This is a genomic window from Erwinia sp. LJJL01, from assembly GCF_047300805.2.
In the GTDB taxonomy this organism is placed as follows: Bacteria; Pseudomonadota; Gammaproteobacteria; order Enterobacterales; family Enterobacteriaceae; genus Erwinia; species Erwinia aphidicola.
This window is the reverse complement of sequence record NZ_CP178576.1, coordinates 525,552-542,078: the sequence shown is the minus strand read 5'-3', so window position 1 is coordinate 542,078 and position 16,527 is coordinate 525,552. Positions and strand designations below refer to the sequence as shown.

At 58.8% G+C, this 16,527-nt stretch carries 16 protein-coding genes; 6 read left to right on the top strand and 10 right to left on the bottom strand.

Going from position 1 to position 16,527, the window contains the following annotated elements; genetic code table 11:
* Positions 1-19: 19 nt before the first annotated feature.
* Positions 20-487 (bottom strand): thioredoxin-dependent thiol peroxidase, encoded by a 468-nt coding sequence (gene bcp / locus ACLI4M_RS03275; RefSeq protein ID WP_048915221.1) that lies wholly within the window; start codon positions 485-487, stop codon positions 20-22.
* Between the two features lie 68 nt (positions 488-555).
* A complete protein-coding gene (locus ACLI4M_RS03270) occupies positions 556-1,107 on the bottom strand; it encodes a glycine cleavage system transcriptional repressor (protein ID WP_048915222.1) in 552 nt (183 codons plus the stop codon).
* Positions 1,108-1,250: 143 nt separating this feature from the next.
* Here ACLI4M_RS03270 and dapA point away from each other — a divergent pair, with 143 nt between their 5' ends.
* From dapA to ACLI4M_RS03240, 6 genes are all read left to right on the top strand, one after another.
* On the top strand, positions 1,251-2,129 hold the full coding sequence (gene dapA, locus ACLI4M_RS03265; RefSeq protein WP_048915223.1) for a 4-hydroxy-tetrahydrodipicolinate synthase: 879 nt from the start codon (positions 1,251-1,253) through the stop codon (positions 2,127-2,129).
* A gap of 15 nt (positions 2,130-2,144) precedes the next feature.
* Positions 2,145-3,173, top strand: coding sequence for an outer membrane protein assembly factor BamC (gene bamC, locus ACLI4M_RS03260; RefSeq protein WP_133623092.1), 1,029 nt, complete (start codon positions 2,145-2,147; stop codon positions 3,171-3,173).
* A gap of 161 nt (positions 3,174-3,334) precedes the next feature.
* Positions 3,335-4,048: a phosphoribosylaminoimidazolesuccinocarboxamide synthase gene (gene purC, locus ACLI4M_RS03255; protein WP_048915225.1), complete on the top strand. Its 714-nt coding sequence runs from the start codon at positions 3,335-3,337 to the stop codon at positions 4,046-4,048.
* Between the two features lie 143 nt (positions 4,049-4,191).
* On the top strand, positions 4,192-5,052 hold the full coding sequence (gene ypfJ, locus ACLI4M_RS03250) for a KPN_02809 family neutral zinc metallopeptidase (RefSeq protein ID WP_048915226.1): 861 nt from the start codon (positions 4,192-4,194) through the stop codon (positions 5,050-5,052).
* A gap of 6 nt (positions 5,053-5,058) precedes the next feature.
* Positions 5,059-7,062 (top strand): tRNA(Met) cytidine acetyltransferase TmcA, encoded by a 2,004-nt coding sequence (locus ACLI4M_RS03245; protein WP_413449775.1) that lies wholly within the window; start codon positions 5,059-5,061, stop codon positions 7,060-7,062.
* Positions 7,013-7,351, top strand: a complete 339-nt coding sequence (locus tag ACLI4M_RS03240) for a hypothetical protein (protein WP_133623093.1) — start codon at positions 7,013-7,015, stop codon at positions 7,349-7,351. The genes ACLI4M_RS03245 and ACLI4M_RS03240 overlap by 50 nt, the downstream gene beginning before the upstream one ends.
* 33 nt (positions 7,352-7,384) lie before the next feature.
* Here the strand turns inward: ACLI4M_RS03240 and ACLI4M_RS03235 are convergent, their stop codons facing one another.
* The 8 genes from ACLI4M_RS03235 to treZ all read right to left on the bottom strand — a co-directional run bounded on the left by ACLI4M_RS03235 (position 7,385) and on the right by treZ (position 16,345).
* Complete coding sequence (locus tag ACLI4M_RS03235; RefSeq protein WP_048915228.1) at positions 7,385-7,639, bottom strand: BrnA antitoxin family protein; 255 nt, start codon at positions 7,637-7,639, stop codon at positions 7,385-7,387.
* The gene (locus tag ACLI4M_RS03230; RefSeq protein ID WP_048915229.1) at positions 7,633-7,932 is read right to left on the bottom strand and encodes a BrnT family toxin; all 300 of its coding nucleotides are present in this window, start codon (positions 7,930-7,932) and stop codon (positions 7,633-7,635) included. Before ACLI4M_RS03230 ends, ACLI4M_RS03235 begins: the two co-directional genes overlap by 7 nt.
* Positions 7,933-8,062: 130 nt before the next feature.
* Positions 8,063-8,251 carry a YpfN family protein gene (locus ACLI4M_RS03225; RefSeq protein WP_048915230.1) on the bottom strand — a complete coding sequence of 63 codons (189 nt, stop codon included), beginning with the start codon at positions 8,249-8,251 and terminating at the stop codon, positions 8,063-8,065.
* A gap of 18 nt (positions 8,252-8,269) precedes the next feature.
* The gene (gene dapE / locus ACLI4M_RS03220) at positions 8,270-9,397 is read right to left on the bottom strand and encodes a succinyl-diaminopimelate desuccinylase (RefSeq protein ID WP_048915231.1); all 1,128 of its coding nucleotides are present in this window, start codon (positions 9,395-9,397) and stop codon (positions 8,270-8,272) included.
* Between the two features lie 2 nt (positions 9,398-9,399).
* Positions 9,400-9,783 (bottom strand): ArsC family reductase, encoded by a 384-nt coding sequence (locus tag ACLI4M_RS03215; protein ID WP_133623094.1) that lies wholly within the window; start codon positions 9,781-9,783, stop codon positions 9,400-9,402.
* Positions 9,784-9,909: 126 nt separating this feature from the next.
* On the bottom strand, positions 9,910-11,985 hold the full coding sequence (gene glgX / locus ACLI4M_RS03210; protein WP_133623095.1) for a glycogen debranching protein GlgX: 2,076 nt from the start codon (positions 11,983-11,985) through the stop codon (positions 9,910-9,912).
* Between the two features lie 50 nt (positions 11,986-12,035).
* Positions 12,036-14,561, bottom strand: a complete 2,526-nt coding sequence (treY, locus tag ACLI4M_RS03205; RefSeq protein ID WP_133623096.1) for a malto-oligosyltrehalose synthase — start codon at positions 14,559-14,561, stop codon at positions 12,036-12,038.
* Entirely contained in the window at positions 14,558-16,345 is a 1,788-nt protein-coding gene (gene treZ, locus ACLI4M_RS03200; RefSeq protein ID WP_133623097.1) for a malto-oligosyltrehalose trehalohydrolase, read from the bottom strand. The genes treY and treZ overlap by 4 nt, the downstream gene beginning before the upstream one ends.
* Positions 16,346-16,527 lie beyond the last annotated feature (182 nt).

Sequence of the window (16,527 nt, the reverse complement as noted above, 5' to 3'; positions counted from 1 at the left end):
GTCGGCCCGCAGGTTCAAATCACGCCGACTGCAGGTAATCCATCACGATATCGTGGTGGTTACTGGTCTTGAAATCATCGAAAACTTTCTCAACTTTGCCATCAGTGCCGATCAGGAAACTGATGCGGTGGATGCCGTCATAGGTCTTGCCCATAAAGGTTTTTTCGCCCCAGATACCAAACTGCTCGCATACCTGATGGTCTTCATCAGACAGCAGAGTGAAGTTCAGCAGCTCTTTCTCGACGAAGCGTGAGAGCTTCTCCGGCTTATCGGTGCTGATACCTAATACTTCAACCCCGGATTTTTTCAGCTCGTCCATGCTATCGCGCAGACCGCATGCCTGTACGGTACAGCCTGGCGTCATCGCTTTCGGGTAGAAATATACCAGAACGCGCTGTCCCTGGAAGTCGGTTAAATTTACCTGTTCGCCGTCCTGGTCGGGCAAGCTAAATTTCGGTGCAGTATCACCGGCTTTCAGTGGATTCATCACTACTCTCCATTTTTATCATCATACCAGGGTTAAAATTCACGCGCTTCCCACGTGCAGGTTAAGGATTACGCGCCGTGGTGAGAAACCGCCTTAATAGTGCCTTGAGCATGGAGTTCTGTACATAGCCGGTTGAACGCTTGCTCGATTAATGACGCATCCTGGCTGGCCGGGCTATGGGCGGTTAACTGAATATAGAGCAAAGGTGGCTGGTTTTCTTGTGCAGGCTGTGTGCGCGACACCAGCTCGGCAATATTCATCTGATGCGAATCAAACAGATCGGTAAAGCGCTCAATGATGTGCGGGGAGTCGATGACCTCCACCTGCACCCACACCGTGGCGGGCAGGGGCGGTCGCGTACTGGCGCTGGTGCGCTTCATCACAATCAGCAGCTCCAGCTCTGCCCCCTTTAACGGCAGCGTCGATTCAATCAGGGTGATGGCGTTCCAGCTGCCGGACAGCAGCATGATAAAGGTAAACTCGTCACCCAGCATAGCCAGCCGGCTATCTTCAATATTGCACCCGCAGCTGCTGACGTGACGGGTGATAGTATTGACGATCCCCGGGCGGTCAACCCCAAGGGCAGTGATAACCAAATGGTGTTGCGATGACTGCGACAAAATCAATCTTCCTGTGCAAATGCTAATAACCATAAGGTAAACATAAAAAAAACTGCTGACAAGCGCTTGAGCCGTGCTGCGCGCTTGCTTTTACTGCACGGTCAAACGTACCATGAAGCACTTGTTTGTCGAGGGGATGGCTAATGTTCACGGGAAGTATTGTTGCACTCGTAACGCCGATGGATGACAAAGGTAATGTCTGCCGTGCGAGTCTGAAAAAACTGATTGATTACCATATTGCCAGCGGCACCGCGGCAATTGTTTCTGTAGGAACCACCGGCGAGTCCGCCACCCTGAGCCATGATGAACATGGTGACGTGGTGATGTTGACACTGGAACTGGCCGATGGCCGTATCCCTGTTATTGCCGGCACCGGTGCAAACGCCACTGCGGAAGGCGTCTCTCTGACCAAACGTTTCGAAAATTCTGGCGTTGTTGGCTGCCTGACCGTCACGCCGTACTACAACCGTCCGACGCAGGAAGGGTTGTATCAGCACTTCAAAACCATCGCGGAAAGCACCGAGCTGCCGCAGATGCTGTACAACGTACCGTCACGTACCGGCACGGATTTGCTGCCGGAAACCGTCGGTCGCCTGGCCAAAATTAAAAATATTATCGGAATCAAAGAGGCCACCGGGAACTTATCGCGGGTTAGTCAGATCCAAGAGCGGGTAAATGAAGACTTTATTCTGGTGAGCGGCGATGATGCCACCTCGCTCGACTTCATGCACCTGGGCGGGCACGGCGTGATTTCCGTTACGGCAAACATTGCCGCACGTGAAATGGTCGAGCTTTGCGCTCTGGCGCAGCAGGGCAACTTTGCCGAAGCGCGCATTCTGAACCAGCGCCTGATGCATCTGCATCACAAGCTGTTTGCTGAACCGAATCCTATCCCGGTGAAATGGGCCGCGAAACGATTAGGATTAATAGCAACCGATACGCTGCGTCTGCCAATGACGCCGCTGACCGATGCCGGTCGTCCGGTTGTTGAGCAGGCACTGAAAAACGCTGGCCTGCTTTAAATTTAGGGAGAATTAATGGCTTACTCAGTACAAAAGTCCACGGTAGCGAAAGTGGTGGGACTGTCGTTGGTTATGCTGCTGGCAGCATGTTCTAACGACCAGCGTTACAAGCGTCAGGTGAGCGGTGACGAATCCTACCTGCAGGCAGCCGATCTTAGCGATCTGCGCGCGCCTGCTGGCATGATCCTGCCGATTCAAAATGGCGACTTTGATATTCCGTCGGTCAACCCTAATGGGCAGGTAGGCAAGCAGCTGGACATTCGTCCGCCAGCACAGACGCTGGCACTGATGAACGGCACCCGCAGCCAGTTTGCCGGTAACACCGGTACGCTGATGGTCGACAGCCGCAGCGCTATCTGGCCGCAGGTTGTTGACGCGGTGCAGTCACTGAAGTTCCCGATTGCCGACCGTCAGGATGCGCGTCAATCCCTGACCACCGACTGGGTACAGTGGAACCGTGCTGATGAAGATAATCAGTACCGTGGCCGCTATCAGCTGAGCGTGCAGCCGCAGGCAGGCCAGCAGGTTCTGATGGTGAAACTGCTTGAGCTGCAGCAGCAGGATAAAGTAGTGACTTCGCCAGTGCAGATCCAGCGTTACACCGCTCAGATGCTGAACGAAATCAGCGCCACCATGGATAAGGTTGAAACCACACGTGAAGATGCCGCTGCCAGCCGCAGCCCAACGCAAATTGACGTACAGAGCGGTGCCGATGATACCGGCCTGCCTAATCTGATCCTGCGTGCACCGTTCAATGTGGTCTGGCAGCGCCTGCCGGCAACGCTGAAGCGCGTTGGTATGGAAGTGACCGACAACAACCGCTCACAGGGTAGCCTGAACGTGACTTATAAAGCGCCAGGCAGCAATACCTTCGACGAACTGGGTGCCAAGGATCCTGAACTGAAAAACGGCGACTACAAACTTCAGGTCGGTGACCTCGATAACCGTAGCAGCCTGCAGTTCCTCGACCCTAAAGGTCACCCGCTCACCCAGTCGCAGAACGATGCGCTGGTGGCGGTGTTCCAGGCCGCATTCAGCAAGTAAGCCACAAGGCCGGATACTTCCGGCCTTTTTATTTACGTCTGACGTAAACGATTGCTTCGGTTTTTTACCCGCGGAACATATAATTCCGCCAGGCAAAATATTAACGGCCCGGTTCAGCCGGTCCGACAGTAACAGTTCATTATCGTTTGGAGTTAAACAAGATGCAGAAAAAAGCTGAGTTGTATCGCGGCAAAGCGAAAACCGTTTACAGCACCGAAAACCCGGATCTGTTGGTACTCGAATTCCGTAACGATACGTCAGCGCTGGACGGTGAGCGCATCGAACAGTTTGACCGTAAGGGAATGATTAACAACAAGTTCAATTATTTCATCATGACCAAACTGCAGGAAGCCGGTATCCCAACGCAGATGGAAGCCCTGCTCTCTGACAACGAAGCGCTGGTGAAGAAGCTGGATATGGTGCCGGTTGAGTGTGTGGTCCGTAACCGTGCGGCTGGCTCGCTGGTAAAACGTCTGGGCGTGGAAGAGGGGATGATCCTCAACCCACCGCTGTTTGACCTGTTCCTGAAAGACGATGCGAAACACGATCCGATGGTGAATGAGTCCTACTGTGAAACCTTCGGCTGGGTAAACAGAGAGAACCTGGCGCGTATGCGTGAGCTGACCTACAAAGCGAACGACGTACTGAGCAAGCTGTTCTCTGACGCGGGCCTGATCCTCGTTGACTTCAAGCTGGAGTTTGGCCTGTTCAAAGGCGAAGTGGTGCTGGGCGATGAGTTCTCCCCGGACGGTGCACGCCTGTGGGACAAAGAGACGCTGAACAAGATGGATAAAGACCGCTACCGTCAGAGCCTCGGTGGCCTGATTGAAGCCTATGAAGAAGTGGCTAATCGTCTGGGCGTGAAGCTCGACTAACCCGCTATTTTGAGGTCGGGTGCGCCCGGCCTTCCTCAGCCTTTTGCGCAAAATCCTCTTCCATTTCCGCGTTTTCTGGTTTTCCCCGCTGCGTCAGACTAAAATCCACATACGCTGTTTTGAGCGATCATGAGGATAACTGTATGCGTTGGCAAGGGCGTCGCGAAAGCGACAATGTAGAAGATCGCCGTAACGAGTCCGGAACCGTCGGCGGTGGGCGTATGCGTATTCCCCGTGGAAAAGGCGGAATTATTCTGCTTATCGTGGTGGTGGTGGCCAGCTATTACGGTTACGACCTCTCGCCGCTGTTGGGCGGGGACGGCACGCAGATGACACAAACTTCCCAGCAGCAGCGCAAGGCCAGCCCGAAAGAGGATGAAGCGGCGCAGTTTACCCGCACCATCTTTGCCATGACTGAAGATACCTGGCAGCAGCTGTTCCAGCAGATGGGGAAACAGTGGAAAGCCCCTACGCTGGTGATGTACCGCAACCAGACGCAGACCGCCTGCGGCGGCGGCCAGGCGGCGATGGGGCCGTTCTACTGCCCCGGCGACAGCAAAGTCTATATCGACCTCTCTTTCTATGACGAAATGAAAAATAAACTCGGTGCGGGTGGAGAATTCGCCCAGGGCTACGTGATCGCCCATGAAGTTGGTCACCACGTCCAGCACCTGCTTGGCATTGAGCAGAAAGTTCGCCAGATGCAGCAGGGTGCCAGCCAGACTCAGGTGAATCAGCTGTCGGTGAAGATGGAACTGCAGGCGGACTGTTTTGCCGGCGTCTGGGGCCACTATATGCAGCAGCAGAACGTGCTGGAAACCGGTGACCTCGAATCGGCCCTGAATGCAGCCCAGGCGATCGGTGACGATCGTCTGCAGCAGCGCGGCCAGGGGCGCGTGGTGCCGGACAGCTTTACCCACGGCACTTCACAGCAGCGCTACACCTGGTTTAAAAAAGGCTTCGATGGCGGAAATCCTGGCCAGTGTAATACCTTTGCCGGTTAAACGCGGGTGAGTGAGTGGCGCGACGGCACGGCGCGGCTGCAGTGCCAGGGCTGGCGACGACTGCTGGTGCTCAGCGGGACAGCGCAATGGAGTGAACAGCAGGCTGCAGGCTTGATGGAACAGCTGCCCGGCGACTGGTTGTGGGTTGGCGAGCCGTCGCATAGCGTGCAAAGCTGCGCGCCATCTGCTATTCGCACGCTGTTGGGGCGCGAGTTCCGCCACGCGGTATTTGACGCCCGCAGCGGTTTTCACACCGAAGCGCTGGCCGCCCTGGCCGGAACGTTACAGGCGGGCAGCTGGCTGCTGCTGCTGGTCCCGGAGTGGGACCACTGGGCGCAGCAGCCTGACGAGGATTCACTGCGCTGGAGCGAGCGCGATGCGCCGTGCGCCACCCCGCGTTTTATTCAGCGTCTGCAGCAGCTGATACAGGCCGATGCCCGGGCCGTGCTCTGGCGAGAAAATCACCCCCTGATATTACCCGTCGCTGAAGCCGTGCCGCAGTGGCTGCCGGACGATGGCAGCCTGCAGCAGCAGCAAATCCTGGCAAAACTTCTGCACGCGTCTCCTGGTGTTCAGGCGATCACCGCTGCGCGCGGGCGCGGCAAGTCTGCGCTGGCGGGCATGCTGGCCGCACGCTGGCCGGGGCGCTGCCTGGTCACCGCGCCGGGCAAGGTGTCTACCGAGGTACTGGCGCAGTTTGCCGGTGATGCCTTTCATTTTATCGCGCCCGACCGACTGCTGGCCGAAGCGGCGCTGCATCAGCCCGGCGTGGACTGGCTGCTGATTGACGAGGCGGCGGCGATCCCCGCGCCGCTGCTGCACCAGCTGGTTGCGCTGTTTCCGCGCGTGCTGCTGACCACCACGGTGCAGGGTTACGAAGGCACCGGGCGTGGCTTCCTGCTGAAATTCTGCGCCGCGCTGCCCAATGTGACGCTGCATCAGCTCGATACTCCATTACGCTGGGCGGCGAACGATCCGCTGGAGTCTTTTATCAGCGATGCGCTGCTGTTTGATGACCGGGAGGTCGAGCCGCAGCATGGCAGCATGGATTACGTGGCGCTGGAACAGCCCGACTGGGGGCGGCAGCCTGCGCGAATGGCAGCGGTATATCAGCTGCTAACCAGCGCGCACTACCGCACTTCGCCGCTCGATCTGCGGCGCATGATGGATGCGCCCGGCATGCATTTTAGCGCTGCGCTGCAGGGCGACAGCGTGCAGGGAGCGCTATGGCTGGTGGATGAGGGCGGCCTGAGCGCGGCGCTGTCCAGCGCCGTCTGGGCCGGAACCCGCCGCCCGCGTGGCAATCTGGTGGCGCAGTCGCTGGCGGCGCATGCCGGGCAGGTCGACGCGCCTCAGCTGCGCTCCAGGCGCATCAGCCGGATTGCGGTCGCCGCCGCGCTGCGCGGGCAGGGCATCGGTCAGCAGCTGGTGGCGGGCTGTCAGCAGCAGGCGCAGGGGCTGGATTATCTGTCAGTCAGCTTTGGCTTCACCTCAGCGCTCTGGCAGTTTTGGCAGCGCTGCGGTTTTCAGCTGGTGCGTATCGGCAGCGTGCGCGAGGCCAGCAGCGGCTGCTTCAGCGCGATGGCGATTCTGCCGCTCAGCCCCGCTGGACAGCAGCTGGCACAGCGTGCCGCGCAGCGCTTCGAGCGGGCAGGGGCGTGGTTACGTCGTCAGCTGCCCGGAGAAGAGCTGCCGCTCGCGACACACTGCTATGCTGATATTGATGAGGATGACTGGCGTGAGCTGGCCGGTTTCGCCTGGGCACAGCGGCCGTTTGAAGCCAGCCTGGCCGCGCTGGGCAGGCTGGTCAGCCAGCGGCCCTGCGCACTGCCGCTGCTGAGTGCCGCTCTTCTGCAGCAACAACGCAGTGCTGAAGTGATAGCCAGGGCGAAACTCTCCGGGCGTAAAGCGCTGCTGGCCGCGCAGCGCCAGGAAGCCCGGCAGGGGCTGATGGCGCTGGATGCTCAGCAGGCCGATCGGTGGCGCCAGTGGCTTGACTCGTTGCAATAAATTCAACGTCATCGTCAAAAACCGTTCATTTTCTTCCGCGCTCCATCTGATCCACGGCGACGATGACAGTACGCTGCCGCTTACTCACGCGGTTGCGGCGGAAGCGCGTTTAACGGCGCTGAGAGGGGATGTAACCCTGGATATCGTCGACGATCTACCGCATGCGGTGGATGACCGCGCGATGCAGTTGGCGCTCGATCGCCTGCGGTTTACCGTGCCGCGCCGCTATTTTGACGAAGCCTTGGGCGGGGCAACGCCGGGCGAGGATGATGTGATTGCGTTGATGTAGGTTTATGCCGGGCAGTACAGCTACCCGGCATCGCTATTTTCCTTCATTGCCCATGGCTTCACGCAGAATGTTATTGATACGCGTCTGATAGCCCGGCCCTTTGCTCTCAAGCCAGTAAAGAACATCTGCGTCGATACGCACCGTTTTTTGTACTTTTTTTGGCCGATAAAACCTGCCGCGTTCAGCCGTTGACCATGCTTTGTCCTTTAACTCTGGCGCATCGCTGGTATCAATGTCTTTGGCCTGAATCGTTGCCAGCTCATTCAGTTGCTCTAGCTTTCCTACCATTGTCTGTATCTCCCGATCTCTTTTGGCAGCGCTTTACGAGCGGAAATTATCCGTATGTTGTCGTTCCGATCGGTGCTGACAACCAGCAAAACCACGCAGCCTTTAATTTCACCCAAATGCTGCCATCTTTCTTCGCCATAAATTTCAGACAGATCGCGGGTAGAGAGAATGTTGGGATCGTCAAAGACCTCACAGGCAAGCTCAAAGCTTATTTTGTGCTTATCTAAATTGTGCTGTGCTTTCTTTGAGTCCCACTCGTAAGTGTACCCATGGTGTAAGTATAGCAAAGGCATTCCCTATCCCTGTAGTGACATTCCTGTCACTACAAAATAGAGCAAATTTTATGCGCAGCAACGCCAGCCCCGGATAAAAAAAAGGGGCTGAGCGGAGTTTCACAAATTGAAATTAAATGCGGGTAGTAGGCTACTTCTTTTTCGGCCAGTCGTCTTCATCATCCCACTTATCGTTGAAATCACGATGCGGAGGCAGCTCAGGCTTGTTATCGAGAAACTTTTTATGGTCGATTCGCTTCAGGTCTTTGTAGACATTCATCAGAATGCCGACCATCAGCAGGATCACCAGTATCCACCAGTAATGCTTCAAAAATTCCATATCTTCACCCCAGATCGCTTAGGCGATCAGCTGTTCCATAATCCGCTGATACATGCGGCTTAACAGCTGCAGATCGGCGGCTTTTACACACTCATTGATCTTATGAATGGTTGCGTTCACCGGACCCAGTTCTACTACCTGTGCGCCCATGCGGGCAATAAAGCGCCCGTCAGAGGTGCCACCGGTGGTGAGCAGCTGCGGTCTGATCTCATTATAGTGCTCAACCGCGTTAACTACCGCATCCACCAGCTTACCGCGTGAGGTCAGGAACGGCTGACCGGACACTTTCCACTCAATGCTGTAGCGCAGCTGATGGCGGTCCAGCAGTTCCTGCACGCGCTGAACGATCAGCTCGTCGGTCAGTTCGGTGCTGAAGCGGAAATTGAACTGCACAAAGCAGTCACCGGGGATGACGTTATTGCTACCGGTGCCGGCCTGAACGTTGGCAATCTGCATGCTGGTCGGCGGGAAGAATTCATTGCCCTGGTCCCACTCGGTGGCCACCAGCTCATTCAGCGCGGGCATGGCACGGTGTACCGGGTTATCGGCGAGGTGCGGATAAGCCACATGGCCCTGCACACCGTGAATGGTCAGATTGGCGGTCATGGAGCCGCGACGGCCATTTTTCACCACGTCGCCCACCACTTCGGTGCTCGACGGCTCGCCCACCAGGCAGTAATCCATGCGTTCGTTGCGCGCCATCAGCGCTTCCACTACCTTCACCGTGCCGTTAGTGGCGCTGGCCTCTTCATCAGAGGTGATCAGGAAAGCCAGGCGGCCTTTGTGGTTTGGATGCGCGGCGACAAAGCGCTCGGCGGCCACGGTCATCGCTGCCAGTGAACCTTTCATATCAGCCGCGCCGCGGCCAAACAGCATGCCGTCGCGGATGGTGGGTTCAAACGGCGGGTTGATCCAGCGGTTGGCATCGCCGGTCGGCACCACGTCGGTGTGGCCGGCAAACGCCAGGGTTTCACCCTGACCGCGCCATGCCCAGAAGTTCAGGGTATCGCCGATGTTCATCGGCTCAATAGTAAAGCCCAGCGCCTGCAGGCGGGCAATCAGAATAGCCTGACAACCGGCATCATCCGGGCTGAGGGAAGGGCGACGAATAAGCTGCTGCGTCAGCTCAATGACCGGACAGTACATGATTATGACTTCTCCTGAATAAACGGCTGCCAGGTGGCTTCGCTGAAGCCCAGCAGCATAGTGCCGTCCGGCGCACAGAGCAACGGACGTTTGATGATTGCCGGCTGTGCCAGCATCAGATCGCGTGCGGCTGCGGGATTATTCACCGCATTACGCACCGCCTCATCCAGCTTGCGCCAGGTGGTGCCGCGCGTGTTGAGCAGCGCTTCCCATCCCAGGGTGTCAATAAAGGTCTGCAACAGGGCTGCATGCAGCCCGTCGGCGCGGTAGTCGTGGAACTGATAGTCCACGCCCTGTGCTTCCAGATATTTGCGGGCTTTCTTGATGGTGTCGCAGTTTTTGATGCCGTACATCGTCAGCGAGGTTTTTGCGGTGCTGTCTGTCATAACGCGGGTCCCTGTACTTGAGGCGGCGCGGTGAGCGTATTTATGGGGCCACGGTCACCGCACCTTGCTAATCAGTTAATTAGCAAATAATGCCTCAGTACGGGGTTTCGATCCAGACTGCCAGCGTTACGGCCTTCTGAACAGCGCAAAGCTGCGTCCCTCCAGCTCAAAATCCTTCTCGCGGGTAATCACCATGCCGGGTTGTGCCGTGGAGCTGGTGGTGATCTCCAGCACCCAGCCGCCTTCCCCAAACTGCGGGATGCGGAAGGGAACGTTGCCTTCAAACGGGTTGAACAGCATCAGCACGTCATGCCAGATCCCTTCCTCCTGCTGTAGGTCGGCGCGTGAGAGATAGACGCCCAGCGTGGTGCCATGCTCCCAGTGCTCGGGCAGCTGGAAGCCGCCCCCGGCGTTAAACCATTTTATCTCCATGCCATCGCGCCAGCTCTCGCGCCGCAGCAGCGGTTGCGCAGCGCGCAGCGTCAGCAGATGGCGGGTGTATTCATGTAACTCATCGTCAGCTGGGCGGCGATTTTCCCAGTGGACCCATGAGATCTCGCTGTCCTGACAGTAGCCGTTGTTGTTGCCCTGCTGGCTGCGGCCAAACTCGTCGCCCGCCAGCAGCATCGGCGTGCCGTGGGAGAACAGCAGCGTGGCGAGGAAGTTGCGTTTCTGCCGGTCGCGCAGGGCGTTGATGGTCTCATCGTCGGTTGGCCCTTCGGCACCGAAGTTATATGAACGGTTATCGTTGTGGCCGTCGTTATTGTCCTCGCCGTTGGCTTCATTGTGCTTCTCATTCCAGCAAACAAGGTCATTGAGAGTAAAGCCGTCATGGGCGGTGATAAAGTTGATGCTGGCCGACGGGCGGCGCCCGCGCTGGTCGTACAGATCGCCGGAGCCGAGCAGGCGTGCGGCAAAATCGCTGGAGACATTGTCGCCGTGCCAGTATTCGCGCACGGTGTCGCGATACTTGTCGTTCCATTCGCCCCAGCCCGGCGGGAAGCCGCCAACCTGATAACCCCCGGGGCCAATGTCCCACGGCTCGCCAATCAGCTTCAGTTTTGACAGCACCGGGTCCTGCATAATGGCGTCGAAGAAGCCGCCGCGCGGGTCGAAGCCCTGCGGTTCGCGCCCGAGAATCGTCCCCAGGTCGAAGCGGAATCCGTCGATATGCATCGATTCCGCCCAGAAGCGCAGAGAGTCCAGCACCATCTGCAGCACGCGCGGATGCGAGGTATTCACGGTGTTGCCGGTGCCGGTGTCATTGATGTAATAGCGATGTTCTTCCGGCAGCGTGCGGTAGTAGGAGTAGTTGTCGATGCCCTTAAAAGAGAGCGTCGGGCCAAGCTCGTTGCCCTCCGCCGTGTGGTTATACACCACGTCAAGGATCACCTCGACACCCGCATCATGGAAGGCGCGCACCATATCGCGGAAGCCCTGAATACCCGCCGGCCCGTAATAGCGTGAGGCCGGGGCAAAGAACGCCAGCGTGTTATAGCCCCAGAAGTTTTTCAGCCCTTTATCCAGCAGGTGCTGATCGTCCGGGAACCAGTGCACCGGCAGCAGCTCAACCGAGGTAATCCCGAGGTTTTTGATGTAGTCGACGGTTGCCGGGTGCCCCATGCCTTCATAGGTGCCGCGCAGGGCTTCTGGCAGCGCCGGATTAAGCTGGGTGAAGCCTTTGACGTGCGCCTCATAGATCACCGCATCCGACCAGGCAATCGCCGGGCGATTTTCGTCGTGCCAGTTGAACTCATCCGGGTCGATCACTTTGCACTTGGGCATAAACGGCCCGCTGTCGCGCGTGTCAAAGGTCAGGTCTTTATCTTCGTGCTCAAGATCGTAGGCAAAGCAGGCTGCATCCCATTCAATGTCGCCCACCAGCTCGCGCGCGTAAGGGTCAATCAGCAGCTTGTGGTGATTAAAGCGATGGCCGTTTTCCGGCTCATAAGGACCGTAGACGCGGTAGCCATACAGCGCTCCCGCCTGCAGGCCCGGCACAAAGCCGTGCCACACCTCATTGGTGTATTCCGGCAGTGTCAGGCGTGCAATTTCGTTTTTGCCGCTGGCGTCATACAGGCAAAGTTCTACCCGTTCGGCGTGAGCGGAGAACAGGGCGAAATTCACCCCGTTCTCCTCAACGTTGGCACCCAGACGATAGCTGTAACCCGCGGTTATTTCATAAAGCTGACTGTCCGACATGCTCTCTCCCCATCGTGCAAGTTATGTAGCGACGTTGACGCTGATAGAGGTCAGCGTATGGCGATGAAAATGGCCGGGAAAAGTCCGGTCAGGGTGGTTGCTAAACGTTCGCTGCTGGTTATCTCCTCGCCGTTGAAAATATTACGGTAGCGGCGCTGGGTTAGCCCGGCAGGCAGTGCGATATCGACGTTAACCTGGGACGTAGCGGCAAAACCGTTTTGCACGGCGCTGAACACCAGGCGCGGCGCGATGGCGATCAGCGCGTCGCTGGCGTCCACTCTTGCCCAGGCGATGAGATGATCCTGCTCAGCATTGGCGGCGGCGAGCGGCAGATAGTCACCGCGGCGAAACAGCGCCGGCAACTGCTGGCGGATTGCCAGCAGGCTGGCGATCGTGTGCTGGTTTAGCTGCCCGCTCAGCCAGCTTGCCTCCCCGGTTGATATCGGGAACTGCTGCCCGGCCAGCATGCGCTCCAGCGCGGGATAATCCGGTTCGCGGCGGTTATCGGGGTCGATCAGGCTGAAGTCCAGAGTTTCGCTGCCCTGATAGATATCCGGCACGCCAGGCGCCGTCAGTTTTACCACCGTCTGCGTCAGGCTGTTGACCAGCCCGGCGCGCACAAAGGGCTGCAGCGAGCGGGTAAAGTCCTGCAAAAATGTCAGGTTAGCCGGGGAGAGCAGGTGGTGGGCGTAATCGAGCACCGCCTTTTCATAGGCATCATTGCTGTCAACCCAGCTGGTGCGCAGTTTGGCTTCGCGCAGCGCTTTCTCCACGTAGGCCTGGAAGCGTTCATCCAGCGCCCTGAGTCCGGCTTCGTCATCCGGCTGCAGCGTGGCGGGCCAGACGCCGGCCAGCGCCTGGTACAGCATCCACTCTCCGGGGGGTTTTGGCGCCGGGCCGTCGGCCAGCAGCGTGACCTGGGCCTGATTCATCTGGCGCCAGCGCATAACGCAGGCTGCCCAAATGTCCGGGGCTTCGGTCAGGGTGTAGAGCCGCGCGCGGGCATCTTCGCCGCGCTTGGTATCGTGGGTGGTGGTGCCGGACAGCGCATCCGGCTGGCGCGCCAGCCGCGTCTGCATCTCCGCGTGGAAGCGGTCGATAGAGAAGGTGCGCGGCAGCGGTTCAGCACCCACTTCATTCAGCGCCAGCGCCATGTTCTGGCGAAAGAACAGCGTATCCTCCACCGATTTTGCCATCAGCGGCCCGGTGAGCTGCTGAAAACGGCTGCGCAACTCATCCGCCGTGGCGCGCTGTTCGTCTGCCACTTCTCCGTTCAGCACCCGCAGCAGAAATGCCAGCGCGCTGGCCTCCGGCGCATACGCGCTGGCGCTGAGTTTTTGCGCGGTCTGCTGTAGCAGTGCGCGGCTGTCGCCAGGCATGCCCTGCGGGGTGCCGTAAGTGCGGTACACCGGGAAGGCAATCAGCAGCTCACGCAGCGCCAGGCGCAAGGCCTGCGCATCCGGTGCCTGGCCGTCGGCAGCGGCGATATTGCCGAGCAGCGCCGCCAGCCGGGTGAACTCTCCGGCAAAGTTGTTCTCGACCATCAGCAGCTTGGCGGCCCGCAGTTCGGCGGCCATATTGACCGGTTTGCCGACCACTTCCTGATAAATTTTGCGTAAGGCGGGCAGCTTCGCATTATCGACCAGCGCATCGGAGAGCGACGCCATAAAGTCATAGCCGGTGGTGCCGGAAATCGGCCACTCGGCGGGAATATGCTCCTCCTCCGCGAGGATTTTCTCCACCGTGATATAGCAGTCTGCTCCGGCCTGCTGGCGCAGCGTTTCAAGGTAGCCCTGGGGATCGGCCAGGCCGTCGACGTGATCGACCCGCAGCCCGTTGACCGCGCCGCTGTGAACCAGTTCGAGGATCAGGCGATGCGTATCGGCAAACACCTGGGGATCTTCAACCCGCACGCCCACCAGGCCGGTAATCTCAAAGAAACGTCGGTAAGAGAGGTTGCTGGCCGCCTCGCGCCAGTTCATCAGCCGCCACGGCTGGCTGTCATGCAGGGCGCTGATGGCTGCCCGATCGGTCAGCTGCAACACCTCGGCCTCGCGCCCCTGCCAGCTGGCGGGTGACAGCGGGTAGAAGCTGTCGTAGCAGGCGAGGGCCGGTTTACCGGTGGTGGGGTCTGGCTTGACCGCAATCTGGCCATTTTCCAGCTCGTGTTCAAAGTCGTCGCCGAGGAAGGGCAGCGTCAGCCGCCTTGACCAGTCAATATCAAAATGGTGGGCATAACGGCTGTCAGCACCGTGTTCGATCACGTCATACCACCAGGCGTTTTCCAGCGAGGCGGCCATATGGTTGGGTACGATATCGAGGATCAGCCCCAGCCCGGCGCGATGCAGCGCCTCAACCATGCGATCAAATCCGGCGCGGCCGCCGATCGACGGTTCGATTTCGTTGGCGTCCGTCACGTCGTAGCCGTGGGTTGAGTCGTGCGTGGCGGTGAAGATCGGCGAGGCATAAAGATGGCTGATGCCGAGCCGCTGCAGATAGGGCACCAGCGCGGCGGCGCGGTCAAAGGTCATACCATTGCGAAACTGGATGCGATAAGTGGCGCTCGGGATAGTCATGCTGCTTCCTCCTTTGCCAGCCGGACGATAATGGCATTCGGTGCCAGTTCCTCTGCGGCTTCAGGCCAGGCGAACAGGGTGCTGCCGGGCAGTTCAGGCAGGGCGTGTGCGCGCTCTCCTGTGTTCAGCGCCATCGACAGCGTTGCCTGCGGCCACTTCCAGCTGACGGCGAGGAAGCCGGGCGCGGTTTCAATCACACTGCCGCAATTGCCAGGGGCGTGGGCCAGCAGCGGCACCAGATGCTGGTGGCGGATGGCCAGCAGCTGCCGCGTCAGCGCCAGCCACTGCGCGCCTGCGCTGCTCTCAGGCTTCTGCCAGTCGAGCTTCGAGCTGATAAAGGTTGATTCAGCGTTCGGGTCGGGCACGCTCTCATCCATATGATCCTCGTGGCCGGCAAACTCTCTGGCGCGCCCTTCGCGCACTGCTCTGGCCAGCTCGCCGTGAAAATCGGTGAAGAACATAAACGGGTGAGTTTCGCCGTACTCCTCGCCCATAAACAGCAGCGGAATATGCGGCGACAGCAGCAGGGCAGCGTACAGAACCTGAGTACGCTCGCTGCCGGCCAGGCTGATCAGCCGATCGCCGCGCGCGCGGTTGCCGGTCTGGTCGTGATTCTGAATAAAGTCGACAAAGGCCACCGGCGGCTGGCTGCGGCTATCGACACCGCGTTTCTCCCCGCTCTGCGGCGACACTTCGCCCTGATAAGCAAACCCTTCGGTCAGGACGCGGGCGAGCAGTTTCTCCGGCTGTTGGGCAAAATCCTGGTAATAAGCGTGGGTTTCGCCGGTTGCCAGCACGTGCATGGCATTGTGGAAATCATCGTTCCACTCCCCGCTGAACAGCGGCGTGGATCCATCCTGCGCCCGGCGATGCAGGAACGTGACGTTGCGGCAGTCTTCGGTGGTGAGGTGGATTGGGCGGGTGGTGATTTCAGCGCGGATGCGTTCGGCAATCTCAATCAGCACGTGCTTTGGCGAGCTATCGACAATCTGGTCAATGGCGTCGAAGCGTAATCCATCCAGCTGGTACTCCTGCAGCCACCACAGCGGGGCATCGGCAATGTAGCGCCGCACCGCGTCAACGTGATAGGCGATGCCGGGTCCCCACGGGGTGTTACGCGATTGATCAAAAAAGTCCGGGGCCAGCAGCGGCAGATAGTTGCCCTCCGGGCCAAAATGGTTGAGCACGATATCCAGCACCACCGACAACCCAAGGCCGTGTGCCGCATCGACAAAGGCTTTCAGGTCGTCCGGCGTTCCGTAGGCGGAATGCGGCGCATACAGCAGCACGCCGTCATAGCCCCAGCCGCGCTCGCCGCCAAACTGCGACAGCGGCAGCAGCTCAATCACGGTGATGCCGAGTTCTGCCAGCTGCGGCAGTTTACCCATAGCGGCCTGCAAGGTGCCCTGCGGGGTAAAGGTGCCGACGTGCAGTTCATAGAACACGCTCTCTTCCCACGCTCGCCCCTGCCATCCGGCGTTTTGCCAGCGATAGCTGTGCGGGTCGACGACCAGCGAAGGGCCGTTAACGTCCGTTTGCTGCGCGCGCGAAGCCGGGTCAGGCACGGCGGTGCCGTCCGCCAGCACAAACTGATAGGCGCTACCGGGTTTTACGTCTGCAAGCTGCAGCTCAAACCAGCCATCGCCGACGGTGTGCATCGGGTGCTCAACGTTATCCAGCTTCAGAGCGATTTTTTGCTGTCCGCTGGCCCAGAGACGAAAGTTCACCTGACCCGTTTCGTGATATTCGCTACCCCAACCCTTACCCAATGTGCTCGACTGCATTGAATCACCTCGTTATTGAGAACGCCACCAACAGCCGCTGCGCTAAAAATCAATCATAGACCAGATATGCCGACGCTGAAGTAAGAGGGGGCGTTTGATGCCCTGTATCAAAAGTCAGACTTCTGTACCCTTCTGTTATTTGTGGACTTCATCTATATTCGGAGGGGTAGAAACCCATGATA

Excerpts from the sequence above, each read along its gene's own strand:
- treY (WP_133623096.1), bottom strand. The coding sequence starts at position 14,561 with ATGACTATCCCGAGCGCCACTTATCGCATCCAGTTTCGCAATGGTATG.
- purC (WP_048915225.1), top strand. The coding sequence starts at position 3,335 with ATGCAGAAAAAAGCTGAGTTGTATCGCGGCAAAGCGAAAACCGTTTAC.
- ACLI4M_RS03230 (WP_048915229.1), bottom strand. The coding sequence starts at position 7,932 with ATGCCTTTGCTATACTTACACCATGGGTACACTTACGAGTGGGACTCA.
- bamC (WP_133623092.1), top strand. The coding sequence starts at position 2,145 with ATGGCTTACTCAGTACAAAAGTCCACGGTAGCGAAAGTGGTGGGACTG.
- treZ (WP_133623097.1), bottom strand. The coding sequence starts at position 16,345 with ATGCAGTCGAGCACATTGGGTAAGGGTTGGGGTAGCGAATATCACGAA.
- ACLI4M_RS03240 (WP_133623093.1), top strand. The coding sequence starts at position 7,013 with ATGCTCAGCAGGCCGATCGGTGGCGCCAGTGGCTTGACTCGTTGCAAT.
- ACLI4M_RS03235 (WP_048915228.1), bottom strand. The coding sequence starts at position 7,639 with ATGGTAGGAAAGCTAGAGCAACTGAATGAGCTGGCAACGATTCAGGCC.
- ypfJ (WP_048915226.1), top strand. The coding sequence starts at position 4,192 with ATGCGTTGGCAAGGGCGTCGCGAAAGCGACAATGTAGAAGATCGCCGT.
- ACLI4M_RS03225 (WP_048915230.1), bottom strand. The coding sequence starts at position 8,251 with ATGGAATTTTTGAAGCATTACTGGTGGATACTGGTGATCCTGCTGATG.
- bcp (WP_048915221.1), bottom strand. The coding sequence starts at position 487 with ATGAATCCACTGAAAGCCGGTGATACTGCACCGAAATTTAGCTTGCCC.
- dapA (WP_048915223.1), top strand. The coding sequence starts at position 1,251 with ATGTTCACGGGAAGTATTGTTGCACTCGTAACGCCGATGGATGACAAA.
- ACLI4M_RS03215 (WP_133623094.1), bottom strand. The coding sequence starts at position 9,783 with ATGACAGACAGCACCGCAAAAACCTCGCTGACGATGTACGGCATCAAA.
- dapE (WP_048915231.1), bottom strand. The coding sequence starts at position 9,397 with ATGTACTGTCCGGTCATTGAGCTGACGCAGCAGCTTATTCGTCGCCCT.
- glgX (WP_133623095.1), bottom strand. The coding sequence starts at position 11,985 with ATGTCGGACAGTCAGCTTTATGAAATAACCGCGGGTTACAGCTATCGT.